A 14943-nucleotide genomic window follows, 5' to 3' on the forward strand; every position below is an offset into this window, starting at 1 on the left:
CCGTCCGCTACGAAGCAACAGTCACCATCGCCGCGATCAACGAATGGCTGCCCCGATGAACTTCCCAAACAGGCCCTAATAGGGCCTATCCTGGTCGACGATGCGGGCCAACATCGACAACAGGGCGGTCTGTTCCTCCTCGGACAGCGGCGCCAGCAGCTTGTCGTTCATCTGGTCGATGCGGTCCGCCACCTGGCCGTGGGTCGACTCTCCCCGCTTGGTCAGCCGCAGGACATTGCGCCGGCCATCACGCGGGTCACGGACCCGGCGGATGAGCCCACGCTGCACGAGCCTCGCCACCACATCGGCCACCGTCGACCGATCCAGGGAGGCTCGTTCTCCGAGCGTGCGCTGATCAATATCGGGATCAGCGAGCAGGCTGTTGAGGACCACGAACTGCGGAGGCGTCGTCTCGGTTGAGACGGTGGTGGTCCAGAGCTGATAGGTCACCTGCTGGAGCCGGCGGGCCAGCTGGCCGGGATGGCTGGACAGGTCGACCACGCCGTGGCCGCCCGGGGCGACCGGCCGCGAGGTCAGGGTGGCCGGCCCAGTGGCGCGTGGTCCAGGGAGACGTTCGCCGGAGTTCTCCGGTGCGGCTGTTTCCCCTCCGAGGGCCCTGGCCAACTGGTCGGATCGTGTGCGCGTGTTCAGGGTTCGCTTCCAATCCGGTGTCGAAGTAGGCGGGCGACAGGTTTGCCGCGAAGGTCATCATCGCTCATGTCGACGCTCGGTGTCGTCAAGCTGTGAGATTCAGGTGCCTATCAGGCGTCGAAGTGGTAACTCTTGTGGCATGTAGTGAAATTATAACTACGGATAGCCGGACATCCCCATGCTTCTGTAGTAGTCTTGTCACCGCTTTGAGGTAGTCATTTAGGGGTGTCGCAATCGCGACAGCTACCTGCCGCCCGACTTCGGTGGGGTACGCGAGGTGCGTCGCGTGGTTCCCGCGGGTACGGGCAGCGGTATGGAGGATGCGCCCAGAGGCCTACGGGAGAGTCTGAAACGCGTGGCTGTGACCCTGAAGGAGGCGGGCATCCCGTTCGCTCTCGGGGGCAGCTACGCCTGCTGGGCCCGGGGCGGCCCCGAGCCGGTCCACGACGTCGATTTCATGCTGCGCGAGGACGACGTGCCGCGGGCGGTCGAGGTGCTCGCGAACGCCGGCCTGCGCCCGGTCGACTCACCCGAGGACTGGCTCACCAAGGTGTTTGACGGCGAGGTGCTGGTCGATCTCATCCACCATCCGGTGGGTCGGGCGGTGACCCAGCAGATGCTGGAGCGGTCCAGCGAGATGTCGGTGGACTCGGTGCGCATGCCCGTGCTGGATGCCACCGACTGGTTTGAGATGACCCTGCTGGCCCTGGAGGAACGGTACTGTGATCTCGCTCGCGTGATACCGATGATCAGAGCGATGCGGGAGCAGGTCGACTGGGATCAGGTGCGTCGCGCGACGGCCACTTCCCCCTTCGCCGAGGCGGCCCTGCTCGTGGCCACCCGGCTCAACCTGATCCCGGCCGCCGGTCGTGCGGTGTCGGCCGAAGGTGCTCCGTCGGCCGGGGGCACCCCCACGGGTTCACGTCCGCACGGCCCGTTGGTGCCAGCGGGTGGGGCGGTGCCAGCGGGTGGGGCGGAGCAGGCCGGGACCGCGAAGCGGGTCGCCGACACCGCCGGGTACGGGGTACTGGACCTCACTGAGGCCGATGAGTACCTCGCCGGTGACCTGCACGAACGCCTCGCCGAGGATCCGAGGGTGGCCGAGCTCGGGCTGGAGGTGGTGGTGGATGGCCAGCAGATCCTGGTCGAGGGCGAGGTCGCCACGGACGCCCGCCGCCGGGCCGTCGCGGATGTGCTCGCCGAGGCGCTTCCCGGACGCCTGGTGAGTAACGAGGTCACCATCGCGGATCGGGGGATGCCGACCGAGGCACCGCCGAACGTGGAGACCATCTCATGATCAGAATTGCCGCCGTCGGCGACATCCACCTGGGCGTGGACAGCCGCGGAACCTTCGCACCCCTGCTGCGTGGACTTGCCGGTCGGGCGGACGTGCTGCTGTTGGCCGGTGATCTCACTCAGCGGGGGCTGCCGGCCGAGGCCGAGATCGTCGCGGCCGAGGTGGCGGACGCCGGGGTGCCCGTCGTCGCCGTCCTGGGTAATCACGACTACCACGGCGGTGCCGAGAACGAAATCACCGAAATGCTGACCGACGCTGGCGTGACCGTCCTCGAAGGCTGCGGCACGGTCCTCGACATCGACGGCCGCCGTCTCGGAATCGCCGGCGTCAAGGGATTCGGCGGGGGGTTCGCCGGGGCCAGCGGAAGCGACTTCGGCGAACCACTGATGAAGGCTTTCATCCGGCACACGAAGGACGCCGGATCCCGGCTGCGTGGCGCGCTGGAAAGTCTGGATTGCGAATTCCGCGTAGCTTTGATGCACTATGCCCCGGTACCAGACACGCTCATCGGCGAGCGAACCGAGATCTTCCCGTTTCTCGGCAGCTACCACCTTGCCGAGGCGGTGGACGCGGGAGCCGCCTGCCTTGCGCTGCACGGTCACGCCCATGCCGGTTCGGAGCACGGGACGACGGCCGGTGGGGTGCCGGTCCGCAACGTGGCCCGGCCGGTGATCCGGAAAGCCTATGCGCTCTACGGGGTGGGCGAGATGGCCACCACCGGGCGCCCGGGCCCGGACCGCGCGGGCCTACAGCGCTCGGCTGGCGCCGCCAGCCCGGACGGCGTCCCGGCCGCCGTCCCGGCCGCCGGGACGCCCCGCTCCGCGGCGGACAGCCCCTCGACGCTATCCCGCCCCAGTTAGCTATCCCGCGGTAGCTATCCCGCCCCGGGTAGCCGTACCCGGACCTCACCATCGGAGATCCACACATCGAACCGCGGCTGGGGCGCGGTCGCGGGACCATGCACCACCGCGCCGTCCGCCACCCGGAAGGTGCTGCCGTGCCAGGGGCAGCGCAGGCAGGTGAAGCCGTCTCTTCGGATGATCTCTCCCTTGTGCAGTGGGCCGGACAGGTGGCTGCACCGGCCGGCCAGTACGTCGACGTGGTCTCCTTTCCGGAGGAGGACGACCGGCACATCCCGCAACAGCCGCACCTCGGGTCGGCCGTCCGCCAGTTCGTCCAGAAGGGCGAGCGGATGCCAACCGGGCAGCAGCAGGTGGGGTACCTCCTCGGCGTGGTTGACCCCCGACGCCTGCCGGTAGGCCAGATGACCGCCGAGGTAGGCCGACGTGCTGGCCGCGGCGAGGCCGAGCAGCGCGAGACGACGGCCGAGGCGGCTGTTGCCACGCGACCGGATGCCGAGCGAGGCGGCGTAGCAGCAGGCCGCCAGACTGTTCGTCGCGGCGTGCGCCACCCCGACCCGCAGCTGGCGCTCATGCATCTCAGAGTAGTCGGCGAGGCCGGCGGCGGCGGCCGAGACCGCTGCGAGCAACCCCGTGGCGATCAGCACCCGGGCCGCCCGTTCGGACTCCTCGTGACGTCCCGCGAGCAGGTCCACGATCCCCGCGGAGATCCAGGTTCCGATGGGGAGTTGGGCGAGCGCCGGATGCAGCGGGTGGCCGAGCGGCACGCCGTGCAGGGTGTCCCGGATGGCGCCGTCGTGCAGGGAGCGGCGGACCATGTCACGGATCTTTACTGCCACCGGGTCGAGAGCTTCGGCCCGCTCCAGGCGTTCGGCGGGTCCGACCAGCACGTTGTGGGGTATCCGCACCATGGATGCCGGTGTTCCCGCCCATCGCTGGCCGTGAACATCTGCTGGCCGGAGATGCCGGGTGGCCTGATCGCGGGTTTGCTTCGTCCGTCAGCGCGCACCACTGAAACAGCGGAAAGGAACGAGAACATGGCAGTGGATCGCGGAAGCACCAAGCACGGCCCTATGCGCGACGACATCATGGCGCACGAGGTCGAGGGGCTCGTGCGGGCCGGGCGGGACACGCGGGCGGAGGAATGGCGCTCCGCTGAACCGTTCCCCGAGGAAGCGACCGGTGGCCCGCAGAACCTGGATGCCGCTGGGTCGCGGGTCGGTGCGCCGGCCGGGATGACGCCGGTGGACGTCGAGGAACGCTCCGAGCTCGCCCGCTGGCTCGGCCGGGCGGTCTTCCCCGCCAATCGTGACGAGATCATGGATCATCTACGTCATCAGCACGCCCCGGACCGGGTGGTTGACGAGGTCGCCGGTGCGCCGCCCGACATCCAGTTCACCTCGTTGGGCGCGCTGTGGCGGGTACTGCGACCCGGCCCTCCCCACGTGGAGTCACGGCGCCACTGAATCCGTCCGATGACCCGTAATATGATCAACATCATGAAGTAGTCGGTATGACGCCGTAGCCGGCGGGGTATAGAAACACCCGTGGGTGGCGGGCTCGCCGCGAGCGTTCTGCTGCTCGTCGGCTTCGCGATGATCGGAGCCTTCAACGTTTTTGCCTTCGGTGCCCTCGCCGGCTTGTGGGCGCTGGGTATCGCATGGATCATGGTGCTCGGCCCGCGGGCCATCGATCGCCGGGTCGTCCGCGCTCGGCTGCGGGGGGTGCTGCGGGGGTGCGGGAGGCGTGGCGGAGACGACGGTGGCCCGGTGCCTTGTTCCCGTGGGCCCGGGACTGCGTGACACGCCGGTGGCCTGGGTAGGACACGCCCATGGGTACGAGTGGGTTCGGCTATGGCGACCAACGACCCGGATCAGGTGATCTGCTGCAGACCCTCGTCGCCGGTCTGGATCAGACCGAGCGGGAAGATACCCTGCGGCTGTTGCGACGGCGGCTGGTGGAGGACCGGGCCGCCGCGTGCGGCGGCCAGCGGGACCGTCAGGTGGATGTCGGCCCGCGGACCCGGGCGGCGCGTGGGCCGACGAAATCGCAGGCCGCGGGCATCCATCGCCACCGCGGGTGAGCCACCCCGGATGAACGGTGGCGTCAGGGCGAACGGTGGCGTCAGCCGCAGCAGCCACCGCCGCAGCACGCGCCCCCGCCGGCGGACGGCGCGGCCGTGGCCGGAGCCGGCGTGGCCGAGCCGCGGCTGACGGCGATCGCAGAGAAGATCCGCGAGGTCTCGGTGTGTCCGGAGGGGCAGCTCACCGCGCTGTCCGGCACGGACTCGTGCATGCTGCGGCGGACCTCGAACGATGCGTCACATACCCGGCAGCGGTAGTCATAGGCAGGCACGGCACCAGGATAGGCGGCCGTCGTGAGGCGAGCGTCGGATTCGGCGGGTGGCGAGAACGGGTGAGCGGGAGAAGGCCCGACGTAGGCTGGCTGTATGCAGCCGCCGGAGGGCCCGCAGCTGGTCGTCGAGGTTGTCCGGGGGCTGCGCAGCGGTGCGCCGTTCGTGGAGAGTTGCCATCACGGCACCGTCATCGGCCTCGGTCGGGACGGGGACGGTGCGCTCATCGTCGGCGTGCCCGACCACCCGATCTTCCCCCGGTCGGCGGTCAAGCCCCTTCAGGCCGCCGCGATGCTTCGTGCCGGGCTGGACGGCATCTTCCTGAGCCGGGAGATCCCCGGTGACCTGCTTGCCATTGTGTCGAGTTCCCACAGCGGCGAGCCGGTGCATCTCGCGCGGGTGCTGGAGATCCTCTCGGTGGCGGGCGTCTCCATCGACACCCTGCGCTGTCCCGCCGATCTTCCGTTGGGCCCGGCCGCGGCCCAGGCGCACCTTCGCTCCGGGGGCCGCGCGGAGCCGGTGCTGATGAACTGCTCCGGCAAGCATGCGGGGATGATCGCCTGCTGCGTAGCGGCCGGCTGGCCGATCGAGAACTACACCGATCCCGATCATCCGTTGCAGCAGGTGATCCGGCGCACGATCGAGGAGCTGGCCGGCGAGGAGATCGTCGCGACCAGCGTGGACGGGTGCGGGGCCCCATTGTTCGCGTTCTCGCTCACGGGCCTGGCCCGCGGACTGCGGGCGATGGTCCGGGCTGCGCCGGGCAGCCCCGAGTGGCGGGTCATCAACGCCATGCGGGCGCATCCCGAGCTGATCGGGGGTGTCGGCCGGTCCGACACCGACCTGATGCGGGCGGTACCCGGCGTCGTCGCGAAGAACGGCGCCGAGGGTGTCACGGTGGTGGCGACGCCCGAGGGTCACGTGGTCGCGGTCAAGATCGCGGATGGGAGCGGGCGGCCCGGCATCCCGGTCGCGCTGGCCGTACTGACCCGCCTGGGTGCTCTTCCCGGTCCGGACGCCCCCGGGCACCTGGAGCTCGACTTCGCTCAGCTCGCCGTGCTCGGGGCGCCCACGGTGCTCGGCGGCGGGCGCCCGGCCGGTTCCCTACGCGTGCGGCTACCGGTCTGACCCGATCGAAGGCCGGTGACGAACCACCGGCCGCCGGGATGGGTGCGGCGGGCGGCCACGCGGTAGGTATGCCGGATCTGCTCGGCGGTGGCGCTGGGCGGCACGTCCAGCACCTCGTACAGCGAGCGTTGCACGCGCACGGGGTGTCTCCTGCCATCGCCGACCACCCGACCGGGCGACTGCGAGCCCGGTGTCATGGCGAAAGTACCTACACATGACCAGAATGGGCCTTGGGCGGCCCGGGGGGCGAGCGAGAGTCCGGAGGCCGGGACAGCACGCAAAGTAGGATTTTCTGTGCATTGCGGCTCTTGGCTCCCAGGATCGTCTTGTCGGTCATGCCGGCCTTGTTCCGGTTCGGCCGACGGTGCGCTCGGGGCGCAGCGTGCGTGCCAGGGTGGGACAGGATGGGTGGATGGGGCAACGGCAGAACTCGGAGATCGTCACCGAGGTCGCGTCGCTGGTACAGGATCCGGACATCGCCGAGCGGCTGACCGTGACCGGGCCCGCCGACGTCCTTCCCAGCCTCTACCGGGTGACGATGATGGCGGCCGCGTCGGTGGCGGCCGCGGCTGTCGGGGCCAGCCGCCTGCTCGCGGCCCGCGGCGGCGGGGCCCCGCCGGAGGTCACCGTGGACACCCGTCACGCGAGCGCGGTCTTCCGCAGCGAACGGTACCTGCGGATGGCCGGCAAGCCACCGCCGAGCCCGTGGGACGCGATCTCCGGGTATTACCGCACCGGGGACGACCGGTGATCCAGCTGCACTGTAACTTCCCGCACCACCGCAACGGGATCCTGGATCTTCTTGGGACGCCGGGCGAGCGCGCCGCCGTCGAACGGGTCATCCGCCGTTTCGAGGCCGAGCCGCTGGAACTCGAGCTGCACGCCATGGGTCTGTGCGCCAGCATGGCCCGCAGCGAGCGGGAATGGCGCGAGCACAGGCAGGCCCGGGCGGTCGACGAGCTTCCCCTCGTCGAGGTGCGCCGGCTCGGCGACGGCCCGGTGCTCGCCGCGCCCCTGGCCGAGACGCCGGCCGCGGGTCTGCGGGTGCTCGACCTGACCCGGGTCATCGCCGGTCCCGTCGCCGGTCGCACGCTGGCCGCCTACGGAGCCGACGTCCTGCGGGTCGGCGCCGCCCACCTGCCGGAGGTGCACACGGTGCTCGTCGACACCGGGTCCGGCAAGCGCAACGCCTTCCTCAACCTGCGGGTGGCCGCGGACGCCCGCCGGCTGCGCGAGCTGATCGCCTCGGCGGACGTGGTGCTCCAGGCCTACCGGCCGATGGCCCTCGACCGGCTCGGCTTCGGCCCGGAGGCGGTCGCCAGGATCCGGCCGGGCATCGTCTGCGCGACCATCACCGCGTACGGACGGCAGGGCCCCTGGAGCGGTCTGCGCGGGTTCGACAGTCTGGTCCAGACCGCGTCCGGCATCGCGACCGCCGCCGCGGCGGTGACCGGGTCCGACCGCCCCGTGCCGCTGCCGGCACAGGCCCTCGATCACGCGACCGGCTACCTCACCGTCTACGGGGTGCTGGACGCGCTGGCGCGCCGGGCGACCGAGGGGGGCAGCTGGCACGTCGGTGTGTCCCTGGCCCGGACCGGTCGTTGGCTGCAGGGGCTGGGACACCACGACACGCTCGCGCTCTCCGACCCGACCCGACCCGACCCGGGAGGATGTCGAGGAGTTCTGCGCCACGATGAACAGCGAGTTCGGACCCCTGTCGTACATCCGCCCGGCCGCCACTGTGGCCGGCGTCGCGCCGAGCTGGATCTCCCCGCCGGCACAGCTGGGCACCAGCCCGGCGGTCTGGGCATAGCCATGCTGAGGTGCCGGGTTCCGCGGGATCGCGTCGGCGTGTCCACCGTGCGCCGGCCCGCCCATCCGGGGGGGGGGCGGTGCGAATTGATGCTGGTCAGCCCGTCATTCTCTAGGCGGTGGCGCACCGGCTCGCGGGCCGGGCGCATCGGGGTGACTGGGTCGGGGTGATTGGGCCGGGCCACGGCATCGGAGTCGGGTCCGGCGGGACCGGAGGAGGAATTGCATGGGTAGGCGCCCGCTCCTGGGAGTGATAGCCCTTGCCGCGACCGTGGCGTTGACCGCGGTGGCCTGTGGGAGTGACAGTGGTTCGTCCTCGGACGGGAAGCAGATCATCACGATCGGCTTCCAGGGAGTTCTCTCGGGCGACAGCCAGCAGCTCGGTCTGAACGCCCTCTACGGCGTCCGGACGGCGATCGCCGAGGTCAACGCGGATGCGAGCGCGCCGTTCCAGCTCAAGCTCGCCGAGTCCGACGACGGTGGCTCGCCGGATCAGGGCCCGACGGCCGCCCAGAAGCTGATCGATGACTCCAAGGTCGTCGCGGTGGTCGGCCCGATGTTCTCCGGCGCGACCAAGGCGAGCGAGCCGGCCTACACCCAGGCCGGACTGCTGTCGGTGAGCCCGTCGGCGACGAACCCCGCGCTCACTACCCTGGGCTTCAAGACCTTCTACCGGGTCATCGCCCCGGACACCGTGCAGGGCAAGGCCGCGGCCGACTACATCGCCACGGTGCTCAAGGCGACGAAGGTGTACTCGCTGGACGACAAGAGCGAGTACGGCACGGGCCTGTCGGGTGCGCTGGAGGCCGAGCTCAAGGCCAAGGGCGTCAACGTGACCCACGACGGCATCAACCCGACCAAGGACTACACGTCCGAGGCAACGAAGATCATTGCTGCCGCGCCCGAGGTCCTCTACTACTCCGGCTACTACCCCGAGTTCGCGCTGCTGTCGAAGGCGCTGAAGAGCAAGGGCTTCACCAGAAAGATCATCAGTGGTGACGGCTCGCTCGACCCGCAGTACGTCGCGCAGGCCGGGGCCGCCGCGGCCGAGGGTGCCTACCTCACCTGCCCCTGCGGCGACGCCAACACCGACCCGAAGGCCGCGTCCTTCGTCGCGTCCTACAAGAAGGTCAACAACGGGGCGAAGCCCGGCACCTATTCCGGTGAGGCCTACGACGCCACGCTCGCCCTCGCGGACGTCTTCAAGAAGCTCGGCAAGGACGTCACCCGGGAGTCCGTGGCCGGCGCGTTCGGTTCCGTGAACTTCCCCGGCATCACGAAGACCGTGGCGTTCGAGCCGAATGGCGAGGTCAAGGGCTCCAACGTGTTCGTCTACCAGGTCAAGGGCGGACAGATCACCGTTCTCGGCAACATCGCGGACCTGGTCAAGTCCTGATGTCGGTGCGGGCGGTGGCCGGGGGTGGGACGTCCGGCCACCGCTTCGCCTGGTGGTGAACGAGGCACACGGATGGGTTTCCTCGACCAGTTCTGGCAGCTGACCGTCGACGGTCTGACGGTCGGCTCCCTGTACGCGGTCATCGCGCTCGGGTACACCCTCGTCTACGGAGTCCTCCAGCTCATCAACTTCGCGCACAGCGAGGTCTTCATGCTGGGATCCTTCGGCGGGCTGTTTGCCGCCCGCGCCCTGCTGCCCGGGGACGGCTCGGTCCCGGGCGGCCTCGAATCGGTGGGCCTGGTGACCATGGGTCTTGGCGCCGGCGCGATCTGCGGCGGGCTCGCCGCCTTCACGCTCGAACGGGTGGCGTACCGGCCGCTGCGGCGCCGTTCCGCCCCCCGGCTGGCCTACCTCATCAGCGCCATCGGGGCCTCGCTGTTCGCGGTGAACCTCGCCGGCAAGGAGTTCGGCCGGCAGAACGTGGCCCTGCCCAACCTGTTCACCGACGGAACGGTGTTCACGCTGTTCGGAGCGGGCGTCTCCACCCAGTCGCTGGTCATCTTCGCGGTCGCGATCGCGATGCTGGTCGGACTGGACCGGCTGGTCACGGGGACCCGGCTCGGGCAGGGCATCCGCGCGGTGGCCCAGGACGCCGACACCGCGGTTCTCATGGGCGTGAACGTCGAACGCATCATCATCGTCACGTTCGTGCTCGGCGGCCTGCTGGCCGGAGCCGGCGGCTTCCTGTACGCGATGACGTTCAACGCCTCGTACAGCATGGGGTTCGTCCCCGGAGTGAAGGCGTTCACCGCCGCGGTCCTCGGCGGCATCGGCAACGTGCGCGGGGCGATGCTCGGCGGCCTGCTCCTCGGATTGGTGGAAAGCTACGGCGGATACATCTTCCAGGCGTCCTACAAGGACGTGATCGCTTTCCTGGTCCTGGTCGGCATCCTGATGATCCGACCGTCCGGCCTGCTCGGGGAACGTCTGGGGAGGGCAGCGTGAGCGCTGCGACGTCGTCCGCCCGCCCGCCGACCGCCGGGGCGGGTGGCGAGCCTGGTGGCGGCCCGCCGGGCGCATTGCTGCGTCCGGCCGTGCTGTTCTCCCCGGCCCGGCTGCGCCAGCTCGGGGTACTGCTGCTGGTGGGTGTGCTCGCCGCGGTGGTGACCGGTCCGGCCGGGGGCTCCGACAAACCGCTGAAGGCATTTCAGGATTCGGTGCTGGACGCGCGGATCCTGCCCTACCTGGGGCTCGCCGTCGCGTTGTGGATCGTCCTGGCGCTCGGCGTCGAATTGCGGGGCGCGGCGGGCCGGCTGGCGGCCGGCCTCCGGGGGCCGGTGAGTGCGGCCTACGCCACCCGGGGCGGCTCGATCGCGCTGAACCTGACGCTCCTGGCGGTCGCGATCATTGCCCCGCTGGTCGTCTCGACCGCCGCGCAGCAGTCGATGGTCAACGACATCGGCATCTACGCGCTGCTCGCACTGGGCCTGAACGTCGTGGTCGGCTACGCCGGCCTGCTCGACCTCGGCTACATCGCCTTCTTCGCCATCGGTGCCTACACGACGGCCTACTTCACCTCACAGACCGCGATGCCGTGGCACGCGCCTTTCGTGCTCAACCCGTTCTTCGTCTTCCCGATTGCGCTGGTCCTCGCCGCGCTCGCCGGCGTCGTCCTGGGCGCGCCGACGCTGCGGCTGCGGGGTGACTACCTGGCGATCGTCACGCTCGGTTTCGGTGAGATCATCCATCTGATCGCGAACAACGCCGACAACATCACGAACGGTGCCCGGGGGGCCTTCGGCGTTCCGCACCTGTCGATCAACCTGCTCGGCCTCGACTACGAGTGCGGCATCGACCCGCTACCGTATTATTACCTGCTCCTGGTCATCATCGTCGGAGTCATGATCGCCTTCGGTCGGCTGGAACGGTCCAGGATCGGCCGGGCCTGGGCGGCGATCCGCGAGGACGAGATCGCCGCCGAGGCGACCGGGGTCGCGACCCTGCGGATGAAGCTGCTCGCCTTCGCTATCGGCGCCTCGGTGTCGGGCTTCGCCGGCGTGCTCTTCGCCTCCAAACAGTTCTTCAACCCGCAGAGCTTCAGCCTGCAGGCGTCGTTCTTCGTCGTCGCCGTCGTCATCTTCGGCGGGATGGGTTCCCGGCTCGGGGTGGTGGTCGGTGCCGTCGTCCTCCAGGGCATCGCCTTCTACCTGCGCGACAAGGTCCCGCCCGCGGACCGGTACATCTACTTCGGGGCCGTCATCGTGATCATGATGATCTTCCGTCCGCAGGGACTCGTGCCGTCGCGCCGACGGCGTCGGGAGATCCAGCTTGCGGAGGCCGGCATCGGCGCGGCGGACTCCCTGGGCGCCGCGCCCACGGGAGGCAAGCCGTGACCAGGGGCGGAGCGCACCGCGTCTCGCCGCCGGGACACCGGCGCTCCCGGGGCCGGCAGCGCGGGGACAGCCAGGGCCGCGGGGACGCCGGGCGCGGCGGAGGCCCGGAGGACCTGGTGGTGGAGGCCCGCGGCCTGGCGCTGCGGTTCGGGGGTGTGACCAGCCTCGACGGCGTCTCACTGCGCCAGCGCCGAGGCGAGATCCTGGCGGTGATCGGACCGAACGGGGCCGGCAAGACCTCGCTGTTCAACTGCCTCACCGGGGCATACCGCCCGCAGCAGGGATCGGTCACCTTCTGGCCCCGGCCCGGCTGGCCGGCCGAGCTGGTGGGGCGCCGCCCGCACGCTATCACCCGGCTCGGCGTCGCCCGGACCTTCCAGAACATCCGGCTCTTCCCCGCTCTGTCGGCGCTGGAGAACGTCCAGATCGGGACCGAGGTGCGGCAGCGGTACGGGCCGCTGGCCGCGGTGCTGGGGCTGCCGGGCGCCCGGCGGGCCGAGCGTGACGGCGTGCGGCACGCGCTGGAGCTGCTCGAGCTCGTGGGCCTGCCGCACCGGGCGCACGAGCTCGCCGCGTCGCTGCCCTACGGCGAGCAACGCCGGCTGGAGATCGCCCGGGCGCTCGGTACCGAGCCGCGCCTGCTGCTGCTCGACGAGCCCGCGGCCGGCACGAACCCGGCGGAGAAGCGCGACCTGGTGGAGCTGATCATCCGGATCGCGGGCACCGGGGTGTCGGTCCTGCTCATCGAGCATGACATGCGGCTGGTCATGTCGGTGGCGACCTCGGTGGTGGTGCTCAACTTCGGCCGGATCATCGCGTCCGGCACGCCGGCGGAGGTCCAGCGGGACCCGGCGGTCATCGAGGCGTACCTGGGCCTAGCCGACGCCGGCGCGGCGGATCCCGATACGGCGGATCCCAGCCCGGCCGGCCCTGCCGGGTGGAAGGAACTGCGCTGATGCTGCTGACTCTGGCCGGTGTCGAGGTCGCCTACGGCGCCGTCACCGCCCTGCGCGGCGTCAGCCTGGAGGTGGCTGAGGGCGAGATCGTCACCCTGCTCGGGGCCAACGGCGCCGGCAAGACGACCACGCTGCGGACGATCTCCGGACTGCTGCGGCCCCGGGCGGGACAGGCGTGGCTGGACGGTCGCCCGTTGTCGTCGATTCCGGCGCACGAACTCGTCGGCCGGGGGGTGAGCCACGTGCCCGAGGGCCGGCGGATCTTCCCGAGCATGAGTGTCCGCGAGAACCTCCTGATGGGCGCCTACCACGATCGCCGGCACGTGCGGACCGACCTCGACCGGGTGTTCGCGCTCTTCCCCCGGCTGGCCGAGCGGGTCGCGCAGCCGGGAGGCACGTTGTCCGGCGGCGAGCAGCAGATGCTCGCGATCGGACGCGCGCTGATGAGCCGTCCCCGGCTGATGCTCCTCGACGAGCCGTCGATGGGGTTGGCCCCGATGATCGTTCAGACTATCTTCGAGGTGATCGCGGAGATCAACCGGGAGGGGGTCGCGGTGCTGCTGGTCGAGCAGAACGCGGCCTCGGCGCTGCGGATCGCGGGCCGTGGCTACGTGCTGGAGACCGGCGAGGTCGTGCTGGCGGGCACCGCCGCGAGCCTGCTGGCCGACGACCGGGTCCGGCAGGCCTACCTCGGCGGGGACGTCGGCGGCCGGACCACCGCGGGCTGAACCGCCCGCGACCGCGGCTCCGCCCGTCGCCACATCGGCGAGAAACCGCCGTGGCGTGCCGTGGTCAGGTCACCGAGAGTTGGGGGCGCCGGCCGGTGAGCCGAGGACGCGGTCGAGGTACGCGTTCGCGAACACCCCGGTCGGGTCGGCGGCGTCGCGCACGGCCAGGAAGTCGTCGAAACGGGGATAGAGCCCACGCAGCGTCGCCGCGTCCAGCGAATGCAGTTTGCCCCAGTGCGGCCGGCCGCCGACCGACAACATGATTTTCTCGGCGAGGTCGAAGTAGTCGCCGTGCGCACCGCGGTGATCCATGTGCACGGCGATGTAGGCGGTGCCGCGGCCGTACGCCGTCGACATCGGGATCTCGTCCGCGGCGGCGCATCGGAGCTCCACCGGGAAGACGGCGCGCACGTCCGCGCTCCCCATGGCGTAGACCAGCTCACGCAGCGTCGCGGCGAGATCGGCACGGGGGAGGGCGTACTCCATCTCCTTGAACCGGACCCGGCGGTGGGAGGTGAACACCCGGTAGGACAGGTCGCGGAACGTGCGGCTGCCCGACGCCCGCGCGCTGACGTGCGCGATGGGCCGCACCGCCGCGGGCATCCGCCGGCCCGTCGTCATCAGCGCGCCAAAGAGGGTGTTCGACACCAGTTCGTCGTCGACCCAGCAGCGCAGCCGGGGCAGCGGCGCCAGGCCGTCGTCGAGCGGACGCCGCTGACCGCGTCTGACCAGGGCCGTCGTGGTGTGCGGAAACCACGAGAAGCGAAGGTAGTCGGTCTGGTCGACGAGCTCGTCGTAGGAGTCGAGGACCTTGTCCAGGCGCATCGGACCCTCCTGGACCTGCAGGGCGAACAGCGGCACCGCCTGCAGGGTGACCGACGTGACGACGCCGACGGCACCCAGGCCCAGCCGGGCGGCGGCGAACAACTCGGGACGTTCGCCGCGTGAACAGGTGACCACGCTGCCGTCGCCGAGCACCACCTCGAGCGCCCGGACCTGGGTGCACAGGCCGCCGAAGCGGGCCCCGGTGCCGTGGGTGCCGGTTGAGATGGCACCCGCGATGGTCACCTCGTCGACGTCGCCCTGGTTGGTCAGGGCGAGCCCGGCCTCCGCGAGCAGCCGGTTCAGCCGGCGCATGGTCATCCCACCGCGCACCGTCACCAGGCCGCTGCCGCCGTCCAGGGCAACGAGGTCGGCGCACCTGTCCAGGCAGACCTGGACGGAGCCCGGGTCCGGGCGGCCGATGGCGCTCATGGAATGGGACGATCCGATCGCTCGGATCTGATGACCGTCCCGGACGGCGGTACCGACCAGGGCGGAGAGCTCCTCCGCGTCGCGGGGGCGGGCGAGGCGCACCGACCGGGGGGAC

At 70.7% G+C, this 14943-nt stretch carries 17 protein-coding genes; 12 read left to right on the forward strand and 5 right to left on the reverse strand.

Annotation, left to right across the window (positions count from 1 at the left end):
* Nucleotides 1-75: 75 nt before the first annotated feature.
* The gene (locus tag AC08OU_RS11200; protein ID WP_476604856.1) at nt 76-624 is read right to left on the reverse strand and encodes a MarR family winged helix-turn-helix transcriptional regulator; all 549 of its coding nucleotides are present in this window, start codon (nt 622-624) and stop codon (nt 76-78) included.
* Nucleotides 625-964: 340 nt separating this feature from the next.
* Between AC08OU_RS11200 and AC08OU_RS11205 the strand changes: the two genes are divergently transcribed.
* On the forward strand, nt 965-1948 hold the full coding sequence (locus AC08OU_RS11205; RefSeq protein WP_462189149.1) for a nucleotidyltransferase: 984 nt from the start codon (nt 965-967) through the stop codon (nt 1946-1948).
* Entirely contained in the window at nt 1945-2808 is an 864-nt protein-coding gene (locus tag AC08OU_RS11210; RefSeq protein ID WP_476602373.1) for a metallophosphoesterase family protein, read from the forward strand. Before AC08OU_RS11205 ends, AC08OU_RS11210 begins: the two co-directional genes overlap by 4 nt.
* Nucleotides 2809-2822: 14 nt before the next feature.
* Here the strand turns inward: AC08OU_RS11210 and AC08OU_RS11215 are convergent, their stop codons facing one another.
* Entirely contained in the window at nt 2823-3719 is an 897-nt protein-coding gene (locus AC08OU_RS11215) for a Rieske (2Fe-2S) protein (RefSeq protein WP_476604857.1), read from the reverse strand.
* Between the two features lie 126 nt (nt 3720-3845).
* Here AC08OU_RS11215 and AC08OU_RS11220 point away from each other — a divergent pair, with 126 nt between their 5' ends.
* Together AC08OU_RS11220 and AC08OU_RS11225 are read left to right on the forward strand one after the other, a co-directional pair.
* Nucleotides 3846-4274, forward strand: coding sequence for a DUF2795 domain-containing protein (locus tag AC08OU_RS11220; protein ID WP_462189146.1), 429 nt, complete (start codon nt 3846-3848; stop codon nt 4272-4274).
* An 81-nt stretch (nt 4275-4355) separates the two neighbouring features.
* Nucleotides 4356-4610, forward strand: coding sequence for a hypothetical protein (locus AC08OU_RS11225; protein WP_462203186.1), 255 nt, complete (start codon nt 4356-4358; stop codon nt 4608-4610).
* Between the two features lie 71 nt (nt 4611-4681).
* On the opposite strand, the gene AC08OU_RS11230 is transcribed toward AC08OU_RS11225, so the two are convergent.
* Together AC08OU_RS11230 and AC08OU_RS11235 are read right to left on the reverse strand one after the other, a co-directional pair.
* The gene (locus AC08OU_RS11230) at nt 4682-4960 is read right to left on the reverse strand and encodes a hypothetical protein (protein ID WP_476600167.1); all 279 of its coding nucleotides are present in this window, start codon (nt 4958-4960) and stop codon (nt 4682-4684) included.
* Nucleotides 4933-5163, reverse strand: coding sequence for an FmdB family zinc ribbon protein (locus AC08OU_RS11235; protein ID WP_476600165.1), 231 nt, complete (start codon nt 5161-5163; stop codon nt 4933-4935). Before AC08OU_RS11235 ends, AC08OU_RS11230 begins: the two co-directional genes overlap by 28 nt.
* Nucleotides 5164-5257: 94 nt before the next feature.
* Here AC08OU_RS11235 and AC08OU_RS11240 point away from each other — a divergent pair, with 94 nt between their 5' ends.
* The 8 genes from AC08OU_RS11240 to AC08OU_RS11275 all read left to right on the forward strand — a co-directional run bounded on the left by AC08OU_RS11240 (nt 5258) and on the right by AC08OU_RS11275 (nt 13574).
* Nucleotides 5258-6289, forward strand: a complete 1032-nt coding sequence (locus AC08OU_RS11240; RefSeq protein WP_462187296.1) for an asparaginase — start codon at nt 5258-5260, stop codon at nt 6287-6289.
* Nucleotides 6290-6701: 412 nt separating this feature from the next.
* Complete coding sequence (locus AC08OU_RS11245) at nt 6702-7040, forward strand: hypothetical protein (RefSeq protein ID WP_476600163.1); 339 nt, start codon at nt 6702-6704, stop codon at nt 7038-7040.
* Nucleotides 7037-8272 (forward strand): CoA transferase, encoded by a 1236-nt coding sequence (locus AC08OU_RS11250; RefSeq protein ID WP_476600161.1) that lies wholly within the window; start codon nt 7037-7039, stop codon nt 8270-8272. Before AC08OU_RS11245 ends, AC08OU_RS11250 begins: the two co-directional genes overlap by 4 nt.
* Nucleotides 8273-8327: 55 nt before the next feature.
* Nucleotides 8328-9497 (forward strand): branched-chain amino acid ABC transporter substrate-binding protein, encoded by a 1170-nt coding sequence (locus tag AC08OU_RS11255; RefSeq protein WP_476600159.1) that lies wholly within the window; start codon nt 8328-8330, stop codon nt 9495-9497.
* 72 nt (nt 9498-9569) lie between these two features.
* Nucleotides 9570-10502, forward strand: a complete 933-nt coding sequence (locus AC08OU_RS11260; protein ID WP_476600158.1) for a branched-chain amino acid ABC transporter permease — start codon at nt 9570-9572, stop codon at nt 10500-10502.
* The gene (locus AC08OU_RS11265) at nt 10499-11890 is read left to right on the forward strand and encodes a branched-chain amino acid ABC transporter permease (RefSeq protein ID WP_476600156.1); all 1392 of its coding nucleotides are present in this window, start codon (nt 10499-10501) and stop codon (nt 11888-11890) included. The genes AC08OU_RS11260 and AC08OU_RS11265 overlap by 4 nt, the downstream gene beginning before the upstream one ends.
* Nucleotides 11887-12846 (forward strand): ABC transporter ATP-binding protein, encoded by a 960-nt coding sequence (locus AC08OU_RS11270; RefSeq protein WP_462187301.1) that lies wholly within the window; start codon nt 11887-11889, stop codon nt 12844-12846. The genes AC08OU_RS11265 and AC08OU_RS11270 overlap by 4 nt, the downstream gene beginning before the upstream one ends.
* On the forward strand, nt 12846-13574 hold the full coding sequence (locus AC08OU_RS11275) for an ABC transporter ATP-binding protein (RefSeq protein ID WP_476600154.1): 729 nt from the start codon (nt 12846-12848) through the stop codon (nt 13572-13574). The genes AC08OU_RS11270 and AC08OU_RS11275 overlap by 1 nt, the downstream gene beginning before the upstream one ends.
* A 69-nt stretch (nt 13575-13643) precedes the next feature.
* Here AC08OU_RS11275 and AC08OU_RS11280 read toward each other — a convergent pair.
* A partial coding sequence (locus AC08OU_RS11280; protein ID WP_476604858.1) for a D-arabinono-1,4-lactone oxidase occupies nt 13644-14943 on the reverse strand: 1300 nt, incomplete at its 5' end.

Source organism: Frankia sp. CcMO1, assembly GCF_977945845.1.